This is a genomic window from Micromonospora sp. NPDC000316, assembly GCF_042898885.1.
GTDB lineage: Bacteria > Actinomycetota > Actinomycetes > Mycobacteriales > Micromonosporaceae > Micromonospora.
On the sequence record NZ_JBIAZG010000001.1, the window covers coordinates 375,388 to 390,816 of the forward strand.

Sequence of the window (15,429 nt, forward strand, 5' to 3'; positions counted from 1 at the left end):
GCGACCTGGTGCGCCGCGCGCCCCGCGTCGAGTCAGGCCGCAGGCGTCCACGCGTGCTGAGACAGTGGCGGGTCGAGTGGTGCGCGGGTGAGCCGGTTGGCGAACGTGGAGAGGGTGTACGCGCCGACGCCGAGCACCACGTCCAACGCGTGTCGGGGCCGATAGCCGGCGGCCAGAAAGCCATCAATCTCGTCGTCAGGCACCGCGCCCCGGTGGGCGATCATGGCCAGCGTGAACCGACGCAACGCTTCCAGGCGCGGCTCGGGCAGCGGGGTGCCGGCGCGCAGGGCGGCGATCAGTTCGGCGGTCGCGCCGAGTCGGGTGAGTGTGCCGGTGTGCAGGGCTACGCAGACGTGGCATTCGTTTGTGGTGGCAACGGCGAGCACGACCACCTCCCGCTCCAGCGGCGACAGGTCGGTCTGCTCGAAGCCCTTGTTGGCGGTGACGAATCCTGCGAGCAGTTGGGGCGACTCGGCCATCAGTGCCACGGGCGTGGGCAGCCAGCCGAACCGGCGGCGTACCTCCTCGACGGTCGGGCGGGCGGCGGCGGGTGCGGTGTCGGCGGTGTGTGCGGTGAAGACGGGCACGGTTTACCTGCTCTCGGGGAGTCGGTCGGGACTGCGAGGACACATCCCGTAAGATAGTCAACGTGGTTGACCAAATAGTAAATGTGGTTGTCGAACATGGCAAGCGCTGACTCCGCGCGGCCCGGCTTTGCCCTGCCGCTGCTCCTGCTGGCCGGCTTCCGCACGCTTATCGACGATCTGCACGCCGAGCTGACCCGACAGGGGCATCCAGAGTTGCGACCGCTGCACGGCTTCGTGCTCCAGGCCGTGGGGATGGACGGCACGACCGCCACCGAGCTCGGCCAACGCCTCGGCATCTCCAAGCAGGCAGCCGGCAAGACCGTCGACCGGCTTGTCGCCGTCGGTTACCTGGAGCGGATCGACGATCCCGCCGACGCCCGCCGCCGATTGGTCCGAGTGACACCACGCGGCGCTGACGGCCTGCACCGCTCGGCGGAGATCTTCGACCAGCTTCGAAAGCGTTGGACGGCGACTCTCGGCGAGGACCGGGTCGCCGCTCTGGAAGACGACCTGAGCAGGGTGGCCTCGGCCAACTGGTTCCGCCTCGACATGCCGGGCTGGTTCGGCGGCTGACGCGCAAGCCCTGCGGGCGAATCTCACCGACGCTGTCCCGCCCGGCCCACCGCGGGGCAGGCTGAGGGGCATGGACGCGTACGTCGTGGGCGATCCGGACGGGTTGTCGCCCCTGCTGGCCGAGCTGCGCGATACCGTCGCCCGCGAGCTGCACGCCCAACTGGCGCTACGTGGCGAGCGGATCGAGTTGGCCGACCTGCCCGAGGTCTCCTACCAGGTCACCATCCAGGTCGAGCGGGCGCTACGCGGCTGGCGATCACGTCCACCGGCAGCCGGGCTGAGTCGTTGACCAGTCGATGACGACGAGAACCGTGACCCGGATCGCGAGCTGGTTGCGCGGCGCGTGGGCGCACCTGCGCACTGGTTGGCCGCTTGTGGCGCAGGTGACGCTCGCCGCTGCCGTCTCCTGGTTCGTCGCCAGCCGCCTGCTCAGTGGCGCCGGATACAGCGGGCCGTTCTTCGCACCGGCCGCCGCGCTGATCGTGCTGGCCCAGGCCAGGGGCACGCGACTGCGCCGGGCGATCGGGACCATGATCGGGATCACCGTCGGGGCAGTCCTCGGCGAGGTCGTCATCGAGGCACTCGGTGCGCGATCCACCGCCAGCATCTTCGTCGTCATCCTGGTCGCGGCCGGGCTCTCGGTGGCCGCAGGAGCCGCAGGCGTCGTCCGCAACCAGTTGACGATGTCCGCGCTCTTCCTGGTCGCCGTGGTGCCACCGGGCAACCAGAACCAGGCACCCACCCGCTTCTACGACGCGCTGATCGGCGGCTCGATAGCGCTGCTGATCAGTCAGATCGCCGTCGCACGTACGCCGCTGGCACCACTGGAGACCGAGGGCCGGCAGGCGTTCACCGAACTCGCCGGCGTGGTGGACGGCATCCGGCAGGCGCTGCGGCGGCATGACGAGGCGACGGCCCAGGCCGTGCTCCACCAGGCCCGCCAACTGGACTCGCGCACCGAGGCACTGCGCAAGGCCGCCCTGGGTCGCCGACGAGAACCTACGTTTCGCGCCCTGGGACCGACACAGCCGCCCGCGAATCGATGCGGCGCGGGCCGCCATCGACCACGTCGACTACGCCGTACGCAACACGCGGACCCTGGCGCGCACGACGATCATGATCACCCGGCTGCCGGATCCGACACCGCAGCAGCTCGACACCGCGCTGGCCGCACTGCACGAACTGACGACATGTGCCGCCACCGTGTTCGTCGCCGTCGTCACCGGCGACCGCGACACCGCCGACCGGCATCGCGACCGTGTCAGCGGCATCGCTGTCGACGCCGTACGGGCGGTGGCACCGCTGCTCCGGCACGAGCAACCGCTGCCGGTGAGCACGATGATCGGTCAGCTCCGGATGGCCGTCCTCGACCTGCTGCGCAGCGCCGGTGCGGACCGGCAGGACGTGCTCAACGCGATCGACGACGCGCTCGACCTGCCAACCGTCGGAAAGCAGCAGTGACTGCCGTCGACGATCAGTCCAGGCCGCCGTACGAGTGCAGACCGGTGAAGAAGATGTTCACGCCGAACAGGTTCATCAGCACGGTGAGGAAGCCGAGCACCGCCAGCCAGGTCGCCACGTTGCGCTTGACGCTCGGCGTGGCCCGCGCGTGCAGGTAGCCGGCGTAGACCACCCAGGAGATGAACGCCCAGGTCTCCTTCGGGTCCCAGCCCCACGGGCGACCCCAGGCCGCCTCGGCCCAGATCGCGCCGGCGATCACCGCGAAGGTGAAGATCGGGAAGGAAAACGCGTGCAGCACGAAGGTCAGCCGCTCCAGGCTGCCCGCGTCGGGCAGCCGCTTGGCCAGGGTGTACGGGAAGCTCCGCTTACCCTGCTCGTACCCGTTACGCATGATGAAGCCGACCGCCGGCACCGCGCCGAACAGGAAGATGCCGGACGCGAAGACGATCGTCGACACGTGGATGACGAACCAGTACGAGTTCAGAGCCGGCACCAGCGGCACGATCGGCACGTACAGCACCAGCTCGGCGGTGGCCACGAGCAGCACCATCACCAGGGTGAGGAACAGCCCGAGCTTGCGCAGCGACGGCAGCTTCCAGAGCACCCCGAGCCAGGCCACGGCACCGATGAACGTCACCGTGAGCACGAACTCGTACATGTTGCCCCAGGGCATCCGGTCGGCGGCGATGCCGCGCGTGACCAGAGCCGCGAGGTGCAGCACGGCGGCGACAGCTGTGGCGGCCACCGCGATCAGACCGGCGATCCGGGCGCGCCGAGCCGAGCTGTGGACCACGGGCGGCGGGGCCGGCGTGGACGACGGCGTCAAGCCGGTGCCACCGACTCCGGCGCCGACCAGTTCGCGCTCGGCAGCCGGCACCGCGACCCGGGTACGCGCGTTGCCAAGCGCGTACTCCACGGCGTGACTGATCATCGCGATCAGGTACACCAGGATCGCGAAGGTCACCAGATTGTCGGAGAGCGCGGACATCACTCGGTCCCTTCTCGCACACCGGCCCGGTCGCTGGAATCAGCGTCGGTGCCGGCTCGCTCGGCTGCCTTGCCGTCACCGCCCACGGCGGTGACGAGCTGGGCGAACTCGTCGGCGAACCCTGGATAGTCGGTGCGCGGCAACCCACCGGCCTCCATCAAGCTACTACCGCCCGTCGGAGATCCGTCTCCGGGGTCGGCCGGCAGCATCCGGAACCACACCCGGCGACGCCGCCCGAACAGCGAGCCCATCAGCCCGACCAGCAGGAAACCACAGCTGACAAGCAGGATCGTCGAACCGGGGTCGTACCGGACGGAGAGCGTGACGTACCGCTCGGTGCCCAGGAACTCGACTGTCGTGCCGTCATCGAGCGTCCAGGTCTCGCCCTTGCGCAGCACCTTCGTGCCGATCTCCTTGACCTTGCCGGCGGTCACCTGCCGCTGGTCGAGTTGGTAGACCGAACTGGGGATGCCGGCGTCCAGCCCGAGGTTGCCCCGGTACGCGACCAGGTTCAGCGCCGGGTTGCGCTCCGTCGGATACTCCGAACGGACGAACGGCGCCTGCTGCGGGGCCGTGGGCAGGTAGATGCCTGTGAACGCCACCTGCTGATCCGACGCGCGCTGCCCGGTGCTCGGATCGACGTTGGCGTCCGGGAAGGCCGCCAGCCCTTCGCTTGTCAGACCCATGTCCCCGGTCGTGAGGAACGGCAGGTCGCTGGTCTGGCTGTTGCCGAACCGGTCGGTGTAGCGGATCAGCGGGGCGTACCCGTGGCCGAGCAGGTAGACGTTCGCCCCGTTCAGCCGCAGCGGCGAGTTCACCGAGAAGTCCGCGCTGCGGGTCGGCTCGTTCGGGCCGTCGACTGTCACCGTGGCGTTGAAGAACTCCGGCTGACCGGACGGCAGGAACCGGGCCTGGAAGTCGTCCAGCCGCAGGCAGAAGCCGGGCAGGTCGGCGCTGTCCACCTGGGGGCCGAGCTTCGCCTCGGCGTACTGCTGACGGGTGTTGCAGAAGGCGTTGTCCGCGCCGGCCACCAGGATCCGGTTGCCGCTCCAGCCGTACCAGGAGCCGAGCGCGACGCCGATCAGCACCGCGATCAGCGAGGTGTGGAACAGCAGGTTGCCTGTCTCCTTGAGGTAGCCCTTCTCGGCGGACACCTCGTCGCCACGCACCTCCACCCGCCAACGCCGCTTGCGCAGCACCTCGGCGACAGCCGCCGCGCCACCGGCCGGAGCGGGCAGAACGGTGTGCTGCGGCAGCCGCGCCAACCGCTTCGGCGCGGCCGGAGGGCGGGATCGCAGCGCCCGGACGTGGTCGCGGAGCCGGGGCGTGATGCAGCCGATCAGCGACGTGAACAGCAGCAGGTAGATCGCCGAGAACCAGACCGAGCCGAAGACCTCGAACGCGCCGATCCGGTCCAGCCGGGGCGCCCAGTCCGGGTGGTCGATGAAGTACTGGTTCACGTTCTCCGGGCTGACCCCGCGCTGCGGCAGCACCGAGCCGGGGATGGCCGCGACCGCGAGCAGGAAGAGCAGGATCAGCGCCGTACGCATGCTGGTGAGCTGCCGCCACGAGTTGCGCAGCAGCGCCAGCAGCCGATTGGGGCGACGCCGGGGCGCCGGCGCCTCGGTCTGCGGCCGGTCGTCGACGACCGTCATCAGATACTCACCTCGCCCACCCCGACGGTGGTCTGCAGCCAGATCACGAAGTTCTGCCATCCGCCGGTGACAAGCGCCAGGCCGATCAGGATGAGCAGCGCGCCGCCGATCCGGGTGACCCAACGGCTGTTGCGCCGGACGGCGCGGAAGACCCCGAGCAGGCGCTGGAAGCCCAGCCCGAAGACGATGAACGGTATCCCCAACCCGAGGCAGTACGCCACGGCGAGCACCACGGCACGGTCGCTCTGCCCGGAGGCGGTGGCCATGCCCATCACCGCGCCGAGCGTCGGGCCGGTGCAGGGCACCCAACTGAGCGCGAAGACCGCGCCGAAGACCGGTGCGCCGAGCAGCCCGGCCGACGGCAGCCGGGAGATCCGGAACTCGCGTTGCAGGGCGGGGATCAGCCCCAGGTAGCCCAACCCGAGCACGATGATCAGCGCGCCGACGACGATCTCCAGCTGCCGCTCGTACTCGAAGAAGACCCGGCCGATGCCGGCGAACAGGATCGCGGTGGCGACGAAGACCACAGTGAAGCCGGCGATGAAGAGCAACGTCCCGGCGAGCACCCGGCCCTTGACGGCGACCGTCGCGGTTCGCTCGCGTACGGCGACAGCTCCACCACCGTCGGCGGAAGCGTCAGGAAGGGCTACCGCAGGCGTTAACGAGGTGCCCTTCCTTGCACTGCCTTCGAGGTCGGCGCCGGCCAGGCCTGTCACGTACGAGAGGTAGCCGGGGACCAGCGGAAGCACGCACGGCGAGAGGAAGCTGACAAGGCCGGCGAGCGCCGCCGCGCCGATGGCGAGCAGCAGCGGCCCGCTCAGGGCCAACTCCCGGAAGGTCTCGCCCATCAGCCCGAAGCCGGCTTCTCGCCGGCGACCCGCTCGACGATCGGTTGCAGGCCCTCCTGCTTGACGGCTGCCCGGATCACCACCGCGACCCGGCCCTCCCGGTCGAGCACCACAGTCGCCGGGACGGTGTTCGGCGGGATGTCCAGGTCGAGCGCCAGCCGGCTGGCCGGGTCGAACAGGCTCGGATAGGTGACCCGGCCCTCCTCGAACGCCTTGGCCTTGTCCCGCTGGTCCTGGACGTTGATGCCGAGGAACTCCACCCCGGAGCCCTTGGTCGCCTGGTAGACGGCCTCAAGGTCGTCGGCCTCGGCACGGCACGGCGCACACCAGGAGCCCCAGAAGTTGACCACCACGACCTGGCCGCGGGCCTGGCTGACGTCGTACGTGCCGCCGGTGAGCAGCTCACCGGCCAGCTTCGGCGGCGCCGACCGCTGATCGGGGGCACACTCGATGATCCCCTCGGCGGTGGTCGTGCAGGTCTTCTCACGCCCCTGCGACGACGTGCAGCCGGCCAGCGCCACAGTCGCGACGGCGGCGAGCAGACCTGCGGTCCACCTCCGGGCGTTCATCAGGCCCCCTTGGCCGTCCGGGCTGTCGCGGAGAGAGCGATCAGGTGCGCGGCCGGCTCGCTGTAGCCGATGCCCACGACCTTCGCGCCGTCGAAGTGGAACGTGGTCAGGCTCGCCAGCCCACACTGCCGCTTGCGCGGGTCGTGCCAGAGCCGCTTGCGCTCGACATAGCGGCGCAGCGTCCAGATCGGGAGCTGGTGCGAGACCAGCACCGCCTCGCGCCCCTCGGCGGCGACACGTGCGGCGTGCACGGCGGCGAACATCCGCTCGGCGATCACCCGGTACGCCTCACCCCACGACGGGGTGACCGGGTCACGCAGCACCCACCAGTTACGCGGGTCACGGAACGACCCGTCACCCGGCGACACCTTCTTGCCCTCGAACCAGTTGGCGCTCTCGATCAGCCGCTCGTCCACACCGACCGGCAGCCCGAACTGGGCGGCGATCGGCTCGGCGGTCTGCTGTGCGCGCTCCAGCGGGCTGGCCACCACGTGCACGACCTCCCGCTCGGCAAGCCCCTGCGCGGCGGCCTTGGCCATCTGCACACCCAGCTCGGAGAGGCGGAAACCGGGCAGCCGGCCGTAGAGGATCTGGTCGGGGTTGTGCACCTCACCATGCCGAAGCACGTGGACCACAGTCTTGCTCACCGCGCAACCTCCGTTCGCGACTGCGGGGTTCGCAGGACCCGCTGACTTCTCGCCCGCACGTCAACCCCCAGCCGCTGCTGCCGCGTTCGCCGCCGTCGGCAGCGCGGCGGCGATGTGCTCCAGAGCGGCGTCGTCGATCGCCGCCGACACGAACCAGGACTCGAACGCGCTCGGCGGCAGGTAGACGCCGGCGGCGAGCATCGCGTGGAAGAACGCCCTGAACGCCGGCACCTGCTGGGTGCGGGCACTGTCGTAGTCGACGACATCGGCATCGGTGAAGAAGATCGAGAACATGCTGCCCGCGTACGACAGGCGGTGCAGAACCCCTGCGGCGGCCAGCGCGTCGGACGCGAGCTTGCCCACGACGGCGGCCGTGTCGTCGAGTTTGCGGTAGAGCGCGTCGTCGGCCAGCCGCAACGTGGCCAGGCCGGCGGCGCAGGCCAGCGGGTTACCGGAGAGCGTGCCCGCCTGGTAGACCGGGCCGGCCGGGGCCAGCCGCGCCATGATCTCCGTGCGTCCGCCGAACGCCGCGGCGGGCAGGCCACCACCCATGACCTTGCCGTACGTCCACAGGTCGGCGTCGGAGGGGTCGAGCCCGTGCCAGCCGGCGCGGGAGACCCGGAACCCGGTCATCACCTCGTCCACGACGAGCAGTGCGCCGTGCGCGTGCGCGATCCGCGCGAGCTGGGAGTTGAAGCCGTCGCGGGGGGCCACCACGCCCATGTTGCCGGCCGCGGCCTCGGTGATCACCGCGGCGATGTGCTGGCCCTCGGCAGCGAAGACCTCTTCGACGGCCCGGACGTCGTTGTACGGAAGAACTATCGTCTCGCTTGCCGCCGCGCCTGTGACACCTGGCGAGTCGGGCAGGCCGAGGGTCGCCACGCCGGACCCGGCGGCGGCGAGCAGCGCGTCGACGTGACCGTGGTAGCAGCCGGCGAACTTGACGATCTTGGAGCGCCCGGTGAAGCCGCGGGCCAGCCGGATCGCCGACATCGTGGCCTCGGTGCCCGAGTTGACAAGGCGTACCTGCTCCACAGGCGTCCGGTCGACGATCTCGGCGGCCAACTCCACCTCGCCGGGGGTGGGGGTGCCGAAGCTGGTGCCCCGGGCGGCGGCGGCCTGCACGGCGTCCACCACCTCCGGGTGGGCGTGCCCGAGGATCAGCGGACCCCACGAGCAGACCAGGTCGACGTAGCGGCGGCCGTCGGCGTCGTACAGCCACGGGCCTTCGCCACGGACCATGAAGCGCGGTGTGCCGCCGACCGCCTGGAAGGCGCGCACGGGTGAGTTCACCCCGCCCGGCACGATGGCGCGAGCGCGGTGGAACAGGGCCTCGGAGGCCGGCGCGTCGGCCGGGTAACGGCCAGATCCGGCGGAAACGGTGTCGGTCACGATGCGGCCATTGTGTCAGCGCCGGCCCGCCAATCCGCAGCCACCCCGGGACGTGGTTACCAGGCTCACCCACTCCGGGCGCTCGCCAGCAGCACGAACGCGAGGCTGGCAGAGGGCGGTCCGGAGCTGACATGGTGGCCGATGCGTGGCTCTCGACAGGCCAGGGCGGCCGGATCGCGCTAGGCTGACCGAGTGGATCGTGCCGAGCTTTCGATCACGCTTCACCGGACAGGCGACGAAGCAGTGCTGCGCCTGGCCGGTGAGATCGACATGCTCACGGCCTCCCAGCTCTCGACAGTGGTAAACGAGGTCCTCGCCGACCCGCCTCCCCGGATCGTGCTCGACCTTGAGGGCGTCACCTTCTGCGACTCGCAGGGCCTGGGCACCCTTGTCGTGCTCAGCCGCAAGGCCAGCCACGCGCAGAGCCTGCTGATGCTCACCCACGTCGGTGACTTCCTGATCCGCGTCCTGGACATCACCGGCCTGCGCAGCGCCCTGATGATCCGCAACGACCAACCCGCCGGCTAACACCCGCCCTGCCCCCCAGGGCGTCTCAGGGGGTGGGGATGTTCCGGGTTTGGAAGGTTTTCAGGGCCAGGGTCAGCAGCGCTGCCGCGACGGCCGTCAGGGCAGCCAGCGGGACGGCGGACCAGGTGGGGCCGAGCACCTGGGGGGTGTGCGTGAACGGGGAGATGTCCAGCGCCCACTGGTCCAGCTTCAGCACCGCGCCGAGCTGACCGAGCAGCAGGCAGCCGGCGAGCAGCACCCAGGCCGCCGACGAGAACTGCGGCAACCAGCCCACCAGCAGCGCCGCCGACCCGGCCAGCACCCAGGCCGCCGGCACCTGGGCCAGACCGGCACCGAGCATCCGGGGCAGCTCGCCACCGACATCGCCCACGCTCAGGCCGTAGGTCAGCCCGATCGTGAGCCCGGCCACGGCCAGCACCACCGCCGGGCCGAGCAGCGCGAAGAGCAGGTGCGCCGCCAGCCAGCGGGTCCGGCTCACCGCCGTGGCGAGCAGCGGTTCGGCCCGCCCGGCGGTCTCCTCCGAGCGCGCCCGCAGCGCCGCCTGGATGCCGTAGCCGGCGGCGGCCAACCCGGTCAGGCTCAACGTCCCACCGAGGTACGCCTCGGCGAGCGCCGAGCTGCCACCCAGGCGGGCCAGGATCTCAGCGAACTGCTCGTTGCCCTGCACCGCGTCGCCGGCCGCGTTCGCCGCGCCGCCCAGCACCAGGCCGAGCAGCCCGAAGCCGACGCTCCAGCCGAGCAGTTGACCCCTGTGCAGCCGCCAGGCCAGGCCGACCGGGCCGGCCAGCCCCGCGCCGCCGGTCGCCGGGCCGAGCCGGGGCGGGAAGACGCCCGCGCCGACATCCCGGCGCACCGAGACCGGGTACGCCGCGAGCGCGACCGCCACACTGAACAGCACCGGCAGCAGCAACACCCACCAGTGGTCACCGGCGTACGCGCGGCCACGGGCCGTCCAGCCCAGCGGGGAGAGCCAGCTCAGCCACTCCGCGTCGCCTCCCACGCCACCGGACCCTCCGGCGTCGCCGCCGAGCCGGAGCACGAAGGCCAACCCGAGCACACCCAGGCCGATGCCGCGCGCCCCGCCCGCACTCGCGGTGAGCTGCGCGGCAAGCCCACCGACGGTGGCGAACACGATGCCGGTGAGAGCCACCCCGGCGCCGAAGAGCAGCGAACCCGCGCCGGGCAGGCCCACGGCCGCCAGACCGCCTGCGACGAGCAGACCGAGCAGTACATCTGCGGAGTACGTCACAAGCAGTGCCGCGGTCAGGCCGGCGTACCGGCCCAGCACCGTGGCGCCGAGCAGTTCCCGCCGGCCGGCCTCCTCCTCGGCGCGGGTATGCCGCACCACCATGAGCACGCTGGCAAGCGCGGCGAGAAGCGCCTGAAGGCCGGCCCGCTGGACCGTGAGCGCGCCGGCGCTGTCGCCGTACACCGGGCCGAGCAGGGCGACGATCGACGGGTTGCTCGCCGTATCGGCCAGGTAGGCGGCCCGCTCGGCGGCAGTCGGGTACAGCTCGAGGTACGCGCTGGCGTAGCTGGCCGGCAGTATCGCCAGCAGGAGAACCCAGATCGGCAGGACGACCCTGTCGCGGCGCAGGATCAGCCGCACCAGGTGACGAGTGCCGGTGAACGCGCTCACGACCGCACCGACTCGGCCTGGTAGTGCCGCAGGAACAACTCCTCAAGCGTCGGCGGCTGGCTGACCAGGCTGCGTACGCCGATCTCGGTGAGCCGACGCAGCGCGACGTCAAGTGCGGCGTTCTCCACGTCGAAGCGCACCCGGTTTCCGTCCACCCGCAGGTCGTGCACGCCGGTGAGCTGGCCCAGCCCGTCCACAGGGCCGGTCAGCTCGGCCTCGATCGAGGTCCGTCGCAGGTGGCGCAGCTCGCTCAGGGTGCCGGCCTCCACGTCCCGTCCGTTACGAATGATCGTCACGCGGTCGCAGAGCGCCTCGACCTCGGCGAGGATGTGGCTGGAGAGCAGCACGGTGCGGCCGTCGGCCTTCGCCCGGCGGACCCACTGCTGGAAGACCTCCTCCATGAGCGGGTCCAGGCCGGAGGTCGGCTCGTCCAGGATGAGCAGTTCGACGTCCGACGCGAGCGCGGCCACCAGCCCGACCTTCTGCCGGTTGCCCTTGGAGTACGCCCGGCCCTTCTTGCGGGGGTCCAGGTCGAACGAGTCGAGCAACTCGGCGCGGCGGGCCGGGTCGAGGCCGCCGCGCATCCGGCCGAGCAGGTCGATGACCTCGCCACCGGAGAGGTTGGGCCAGAGGGTCACGTCACCCGGCACGTACGCCAGCCGACGGTGCAGGGCCACCGCGTCGCGCCACGGGTCGCCACCCAGCAGTCGGACGGCCCCCGCGTCCGTCCGCAGCAGGCCGAGCAGCGCGCGGATGGTTGTCGACTTGCCGGCGCCGTTCGGGCCGAGGAAGCCGTGCACCTCACCGGCGCGGACGGTCAGGTTGAGACCGTCGAGTGCCCGCGTCCGGCCGAAGGTCTTGACCAGACCGGACACATCGATGGGAGTTTCCATTCATCAGAAATTACACTCGCTTCACAAAGTTGTGAAGACTGTGATGGCCGATGCACCATCAGGTCCCAGCGAACGGGCAGGAAGGAATCGCATGTCAACCGCCGACAGCCACGACCCGGTGCATCTCTTCGTCGAGCGGATGGCGTTGACCTTCGCCGAGGTCGGCTTTCCCCGGATGGCCGCGCGGGTGCTGTTCACGGTGATGAGCGCGGACGACCCGCCGACGGCAGCCGAGATCGGCGAGCGGCTCGGGGTGAGTGCCGCGGCGGTCAGCGGCGCGGTCCGCTACCTCACCCAGTTCGGCATGCTGATCCGCGAGCCGGTCCCCCGGTCCCGCCGGGACCGCTACCGGATGCCGGACAATCCCTGGTACGAGGCGACAGTCACCAAGACCGCGCTCTACAAGACCTTCATCGACGCCGCCGACGCCGGAGTGGACGCCCTCAACGGCCCGCAGACCCCTGCCGGTGAACGGGTCGCCGAGATGCGCGACTTCTTCGTCTTCGTGCAGGAGGAGATCGACTCGCTGGGTGAGCGCTGGCGGGCACGCCGAGCCGCCACCGGCCACCTGCGCCCCGGCGAGGGCTGAGCGGGACCCCGTCAGGCGGTGTTGCCCCAGCGGGCCTGCTCGAGCATCTCCACAGCCCGCTCCCGGCCGAACGGGTCGTCGGAGCGGAGCAGGGTCGTCGCCTCGTCGACCGCGTCGGTGAGCCGCCGCCACTGCGTGTCGCGTTCCCGGACCAGGTCCGACTGGGCGGCCAACTGCCGGGTCTTCACCCACAACTCGACGAAGACCGACACCTTCGCCCGCAACACCCACGGGTCGAACGGCTTGGTCAGGTAGTCCACCGCCCCCACCTGATAGCCGCGCAGGGCGAGTTGGGCGTCCCGGTCGGCGGCGGTGAGGAAGATGATCGGCACATGCCGGGTCCGCTCGCGGCGCTTGATGTGGCTTGCCGTCTCGAAGCCGTCCATGTCCGGCATCTGCGCGTCCAACAGGATCACCGCGAAGTCGTCCACCAACAACTGCTTGAGAGCCGCCTCGCCGCTCTCCACCGCCACCGACTGCACCGACAGGCCCTGGAGGATCGCCTCCAGGGCCATCAGGTTCTCCCGCCGGTCGTCCACGAGCAGCGCCTTGGCGATCTGGGTCACGAGATCTCCTTGCTTCGGCTGCCACTGATCCAGGACGACATCAATTCAATCAAATCGTCCAGATCGACCGGCTTGGTGATGTAGTCACTGCCCCCGGCCGCGAGCGCCGACTCCCGGTCACCCGGCATCGCCTTCGCGGTCAGGAAGACGACGGGCAGGTCGGCGAACCGGTGGTTACGGCGGATCTGCCGGGTCGTCTCGTACCCGTCCTGGTCCGGCATCATGGCGTCCATCAGCACAATGTCCACCTCCGGGTGCTCGGCCAGCAGGCGGACGCCGTCCGCCCCGTTGTCCGAGTACAGCACGGTCATGCCGTGCAGCTCCAACGCGCTGGTCAGGGCGAAGACATTGCGGACGTCGTCGTCGACGATCAGCACCGTGGCGCCGTCCAACTGGCGGGTGGCCGGCGCCTCCGGCCGCTCCGGCAGCAGCTCCAGCGGCGGCATCAGCAGCGACGACGGCAGGCCGGCGCGCTGCGGCGACGGCGACAGGGGCGCGACCACCGCGTCCGGAGCCAGCACCTGCGGCACGAACAGGGTGAACGTCGAGCCCTGCCCGGGCGCCGACGACACGGTGATGGCGCCACCGATCAGCCGGGCCAGGTCGCGGCTGATCGACAGCCCCAGACCGGTGCCGCCGTAGCGGCGGCTGGTCGTGCCATCCGCCTGCTGGAACGCCTCGAAGATGATCGACAGCTTGTCGTCGGAGATGCCAATCCCGGTGTCGATCACGGTGAACGCGATCACCTGCTGGGCGTTTGTCAACGCCGGCACGTCGAAGACCGCGTTCTCCGCAGCCGGCGCGATCCGCAGCGTCACCGCGCCGTTGTCGGTGAACTTCACAGCGTTGGAGAGCAGGTTGCGCAGGATCTGCTGCAACCGCTGCGCGTCGGTGACAAGCGCCGGCGGCAGATCCTTGCTCACGCGTACCTGGAAGTCCAGGTTCTTCTCCTCGGCCTGCGGCGCGAACGCCTGCTCGACGTAGCCGCGGATCTCGGCGAACCGGATCTCGGTCGGCTCGACGTCCATCCGCCCCGCCTCGATCTTGGACAGGTCCAGGATGTCGTCGATCAACGAGAGCAGGTCCGAGCCGGCACTGTGGATCGTCCGCGCGAACTCGATCTGCTTCGGGTTGAGGTTCTGCTCCGAGTTCTCCGCCAGCAGTCGCGCCAGCAGCAGCAACGAGTTCAACGGCGTACGCAGCTCGTGGCTCATGTTGGCCAGGAACTCCGACTTGTACGCCGATGCCCGGGTGAGCTGCTGCGCCTTCTCCTCCAGGCCGAGCCGGGCCAGCTCGATCTCCCGGTTCTTCGTCTCGATGTTGCCCTTCTGCTCGGAGAGCAGGGTGGCCTTCTCCTCCAACTCGGCGTTTGTGCGCTGCAACTCCGCGGACTGCTCCTGCAGCTCGTGCGCGAGCCGCTGCGACTGGGCCAGCAGTTCCTCCGTCCGCCTGTTGGCCTGGATGGTGTTGACCGCGATGCCGATGGTGAGCACGAGCCGCTCCAGGAACGACAGGTGTAGATCGGAGAAGGCCGCCACACTCGCGAACTCGATCACCCCGAGCAGCTCCCCCTCGAAGAGCACGGGGAGCACCACCAGGTCGGACGGGGGCGTCTCGGCCAGGCCCGAGCGCAGGGTGAGTCGGCTGTTCGGGGAGGCGCTGACACGGATCGTCCGGCGGGACAGCGCGGTCTGGCCGACCAGCCCCTCACCCGGGCCGAATGTGACGTCGTGCCCGCGCGCCACGTACCCGTAGGACGAGGTCAGCCGCAGCCGCACGCTGCCGTCGGTCTCGTCGGCCAGGAAGAAGGCGCCGAGCTGGGCGTCGACGAGCGGCGTCACCTCCGTCATGATCATGCGGCAGACCTCGCCCAGGTCCCGCTGGCCCTGCAACAGGCCACCGATCCGGGCCAGGTTGGAGTCCAGCCAGCCCTGCTCGGCGTTCTTCTTCGTCGTCTCCCGGAGGGTGACGATCATCTGGTTGATGTTGTCCTTCAGCTCGGCGACCTCGCCCTGCGCCTTGACCGCGATCCGCTGGGTCAGGTCACCCCGGGTCACCGACGTGGAAACCTGGGCGATGGCCCGCAACTGGGTGGTGAGCGTCGAGGCGAGCTGGTTGACGTTCTCGGTGAGGTCGCGCCAGGTGCCGGAGACGCCCTTGACCTGCGCCTGGCCGCCGAGCTTGCCCTCGATGCCCACCTCGCGGGCCACCCGGGTCACCTCGTCGGCGAACGACGAGAGCTGGTCCACCATCGTGTTGACAGTGGACTTCAGCTCCAGGATCTCGCCCTGCGCGTCCACCGTGATCTTCTGCGACAGGTCGCCCTTCGCCACGGCAGTGGTCACCGAGGCGATGTTGCGGACCTGACTGGTCAGGTTCGACGCCATCGAGTTCACGTTGTCGGTCAGGTCCCGCCACGTACCGCTGACGCCCTTGACCTGCGCCTGACCGCCCAGCTTGCCCTCGGTGCCCACCTCACGGGCGACTCGCGTCA

The 15,429-nt window shown here is 70.3% G+C and carries 16 protein-coding genes and 1 pseudogene; 6 read left to right on the forward strand and 11 right to left on the reverse strand.

What is annotated here, in order from left to right; genetic code table 11:
• Positions 1-32 precede the first annotated feature (32 nt).
• Positions 33-587 (reverse strand): carboxymuconolactone decarboxylase family protein, encoded by a 555-nt coding sequence (locus ACFY2Q_RS01730; RefSeq protein WP_387126544.1) that lies wholly within the window; start codon positions 585-587, stop codon positions 33-35.
• Between the two features lie 96 nt (positions 588-683).
• On the opposite strand from ACFY2Q_RS01730, the gene ACFY2Q_RS01735 reads away from it, so the two are divergent.
• From ACFY2Q_RS01735 to ACFY2Q_RS01750, 4 genes and pseudogenes are all read left to right on the forward strand, one after another.
• Positions 684-1,160, forward strand: coding sequence for a MarR family winged helix-turn-helix transcriptional regulator (locus ACFY2Q_RS01735; RefSeq protein ID WP_387126546.1), 477 nt, complete (start codon positions 684-686; stop codon positions 1,158-1,160).
• Between the two features lie 70 nt (positions 1,161-1,230).
• A complete protein-coding gene (locus ACFY2Q_RS01740) occupies positions 1,231-1,449 on the forward strand; it encodes a hypothetical protein (protein ID WP_387126548.1) in 219 nt (72 codons plus the stop codon).
• Between the two features lie 7 nt (positions 1,450-1,456).
• Positions 1,457-1,888: pseudogene (locus ACFY2Q_RS01745) on the forward strand (FUSC family protein); the annotation flags it as partial.
• A 388-nt stretch (positions 1,889-2,276) separates the two neighbouring features.
• Positions 2,277-2,621 carry a hypothetical protein gene (locus ACFY2Q_RS01750; RefSeq protein ID WP_387127614.1) on the forward strand — a complete coding sequence of 115 codons (345 nt, stop codon included), beginning with the start codon at positions 2,277-2,279 and terminating at the stop codon, positions 2,619-2,621.
• 13 nt (positions 2,622-2,634) lie between these two features.
• Here the strand turns inward: ACFY2Q_RS01750 and ccsB are convergent, their stop codons facing one another.
• The 6 genes from ccsB to hemL are packed head-to-tail and all read right to left on the reverse strand — an operon-like array spanning position 2,635 to position 8,720.
• On the reverse strand, positions 2,635-3,609 hold the full coding sequence (ccsB, locus tag ACFY2Q_RS01755) for a c-type cytochrome biogenesis protein CcsB (RefSeq protein WP_387126550.1): 975 nt from the start codon (positions 3,607-3,609) through the stop codon (positions 2,635-2,637).
• Positions 3,609-5,264, reverse strand: a complete 1,656-nt coding sequence (locus ACFY2Q_RS01760; protein ID WP_387126552.1) for a cytochrome c biogenesis protein ResB — start codon at positions 5,262-5,264, stop codon at positions 3,609-3,611. The genes ccsB and ACFY2Q_RS01760 overlap by 1 nt, the downstream gene beginning before the upstream one ends.
• Positions 5,264-6,112 (reverse strand): cytochrome c biogenesis CcdA family protein, encoded by an 849-nt coding sequence (locus ACFY2Q_RS01765; protein WP_387126554.1) that lies wholly within the window; start codon positions 6,110-6,112, stop codon positions 5,264-5,266. Before ACFY2Q_RS01765 ends, ACFY2Q_RS01760 begins: the two co-directional genes overlap by 1 nt.
• Entirely contained in the window at positions 6,112-6,681 is a 570-nt protein-coding gene (locus ACFY2Q_RS01770; RefSeq protein ID WP_387126556.1) for a TlpA family protein disulfide reductase, read from the reverse strand. The genes ACFY2Q_RS01765 and ACFY2Q_RS01770 overlap by 1 nt, the downstream gene beginning before the upstream one ends.
• The gene (locus ACFY2Q_RS01775; protein WP_387126558.1) at positions 6,681-7,328 is read right to left on the reverse strand and encodes a histidine phosphatase family protein; all 648 of its coding nucleotides are present in this window, start codon (positions 7,326-7,328) and stop codon (positions 6,681-6,683) included. Before ACFY2Q_RS01775 ends, ACFY2Q_RS01770 begins: the two co-directional genes overlap by 1 nt.
• A 60-nt stretch (positions 7,329-7,388) precedes the next feature.
• Positions 7,389-8,720 carry a glutamate-1-semialdehyde 2,1-aminomutase gene (hemL, locus tag ACFY2Q_RS01780; protein WP_387126561.1) on the reverse strand — a complete coding sequence of 444 codons (1,332 nt, stop codon included), beginning with the start codon at positions 8,718-8,720 and terminating at the stop codon, positions 7,389-7,391.
• Between the two features lie 192 nt (positions 8,721-8,912).
• Here hemL and ACFY2Q_RS01785 point away from each other — a divergent pair, with 192 nt between their 5' ends.
• Positions 8,913-9,248 (forward strand): STAS domain-containing protein, encoded by a 336-nt coding sequence (locus ACFY2Q_RS01785; RefSeq protein ID WP_387126563.1) that lies wholly within the window; start codon positions 8,913-8,915, stop codon positions 9,246-9,248.
• Positions 9,249-9,273: 25 nt separating this feature from the next.
• On the opposite strand, the gene ACFY2Q_RS01790 is transcribed toward ACFY2Q_RS01785, so the two are convergent.
• Positions 9,274-10,887 carry an ABC transporter permease gene (locus tag ACFY2Q_RS01790; RefSeq protein WP_387126565.1) on the reverse strand — a complete coding sequence of 538 codons (1,614 nt, stop codon included), beginning with the start codon at positions 10,885-10,887 and terminating at the stop codon, positions 9,274-9,276.
• Entirely contained in the window at positions 10,884-11,780 is an 897-nt protein-coding gene (locus ACFY2Q_RS01795; protein WP_387126567.1) for an ATP-binding cassette domain-containing protein, read from the reverse strand. Before ACFY2Q_RS01795 ends, ACFY2Q_RS01790 begins: the two co-directional genes overlap by 4 nt.
• 91 nt (positions 11,781-11,871) lie before the next feature.
• Here ACFY2Q_RS01795 and ACFY2Q_RS01800 point away from each other — a divergent pair, with 91 nt between their 5' ends.
• Positions 11,872-12,369: a GbsR/MarR family transcriptional regulator gene (locus tag ACFY2Q_RS01800; RefSeq protein WP_387126569.1), complete on the forward strand. Its 498-nt coding sequence runs from the start codon at positions 11,872-11,874 to the stop codon at positions 12,367-12,369.
• An 11-nt stretch (positions 12,370-12,380) separates the two neighbouring features.
• Here the strand turns inward: ACFY2Q_RS01800 and ACFY2Q_RS01805 are convergent, their stop codons facing one another.
• Together ACFY2Q_RS01805 and ACFY2Q_RS01810 are read right to left on the reverse strand one after the other, a co-directional pair.
• A complete protein-coding gene (locus tag ACFY2Q_RS01805; protein ID WP_387126571.1) occupies positions 12,381-12,935 on the reverse strand; it encodes a two-component system response regulator in 555 nt (184 codons plus the stop codon).
• Positions 12,932-15,429 (reverse strand): ATP-binding protein (locus tag ACFY2Q_RS01810; protein ID WP_387126574.1); only part of this gene is annotated, 2,498 nt, incomplete at its 5' end. The genes ACFY2Q_RS01805 and ACFY2Q_RS01810, both read right to left, overlap by 4 nt.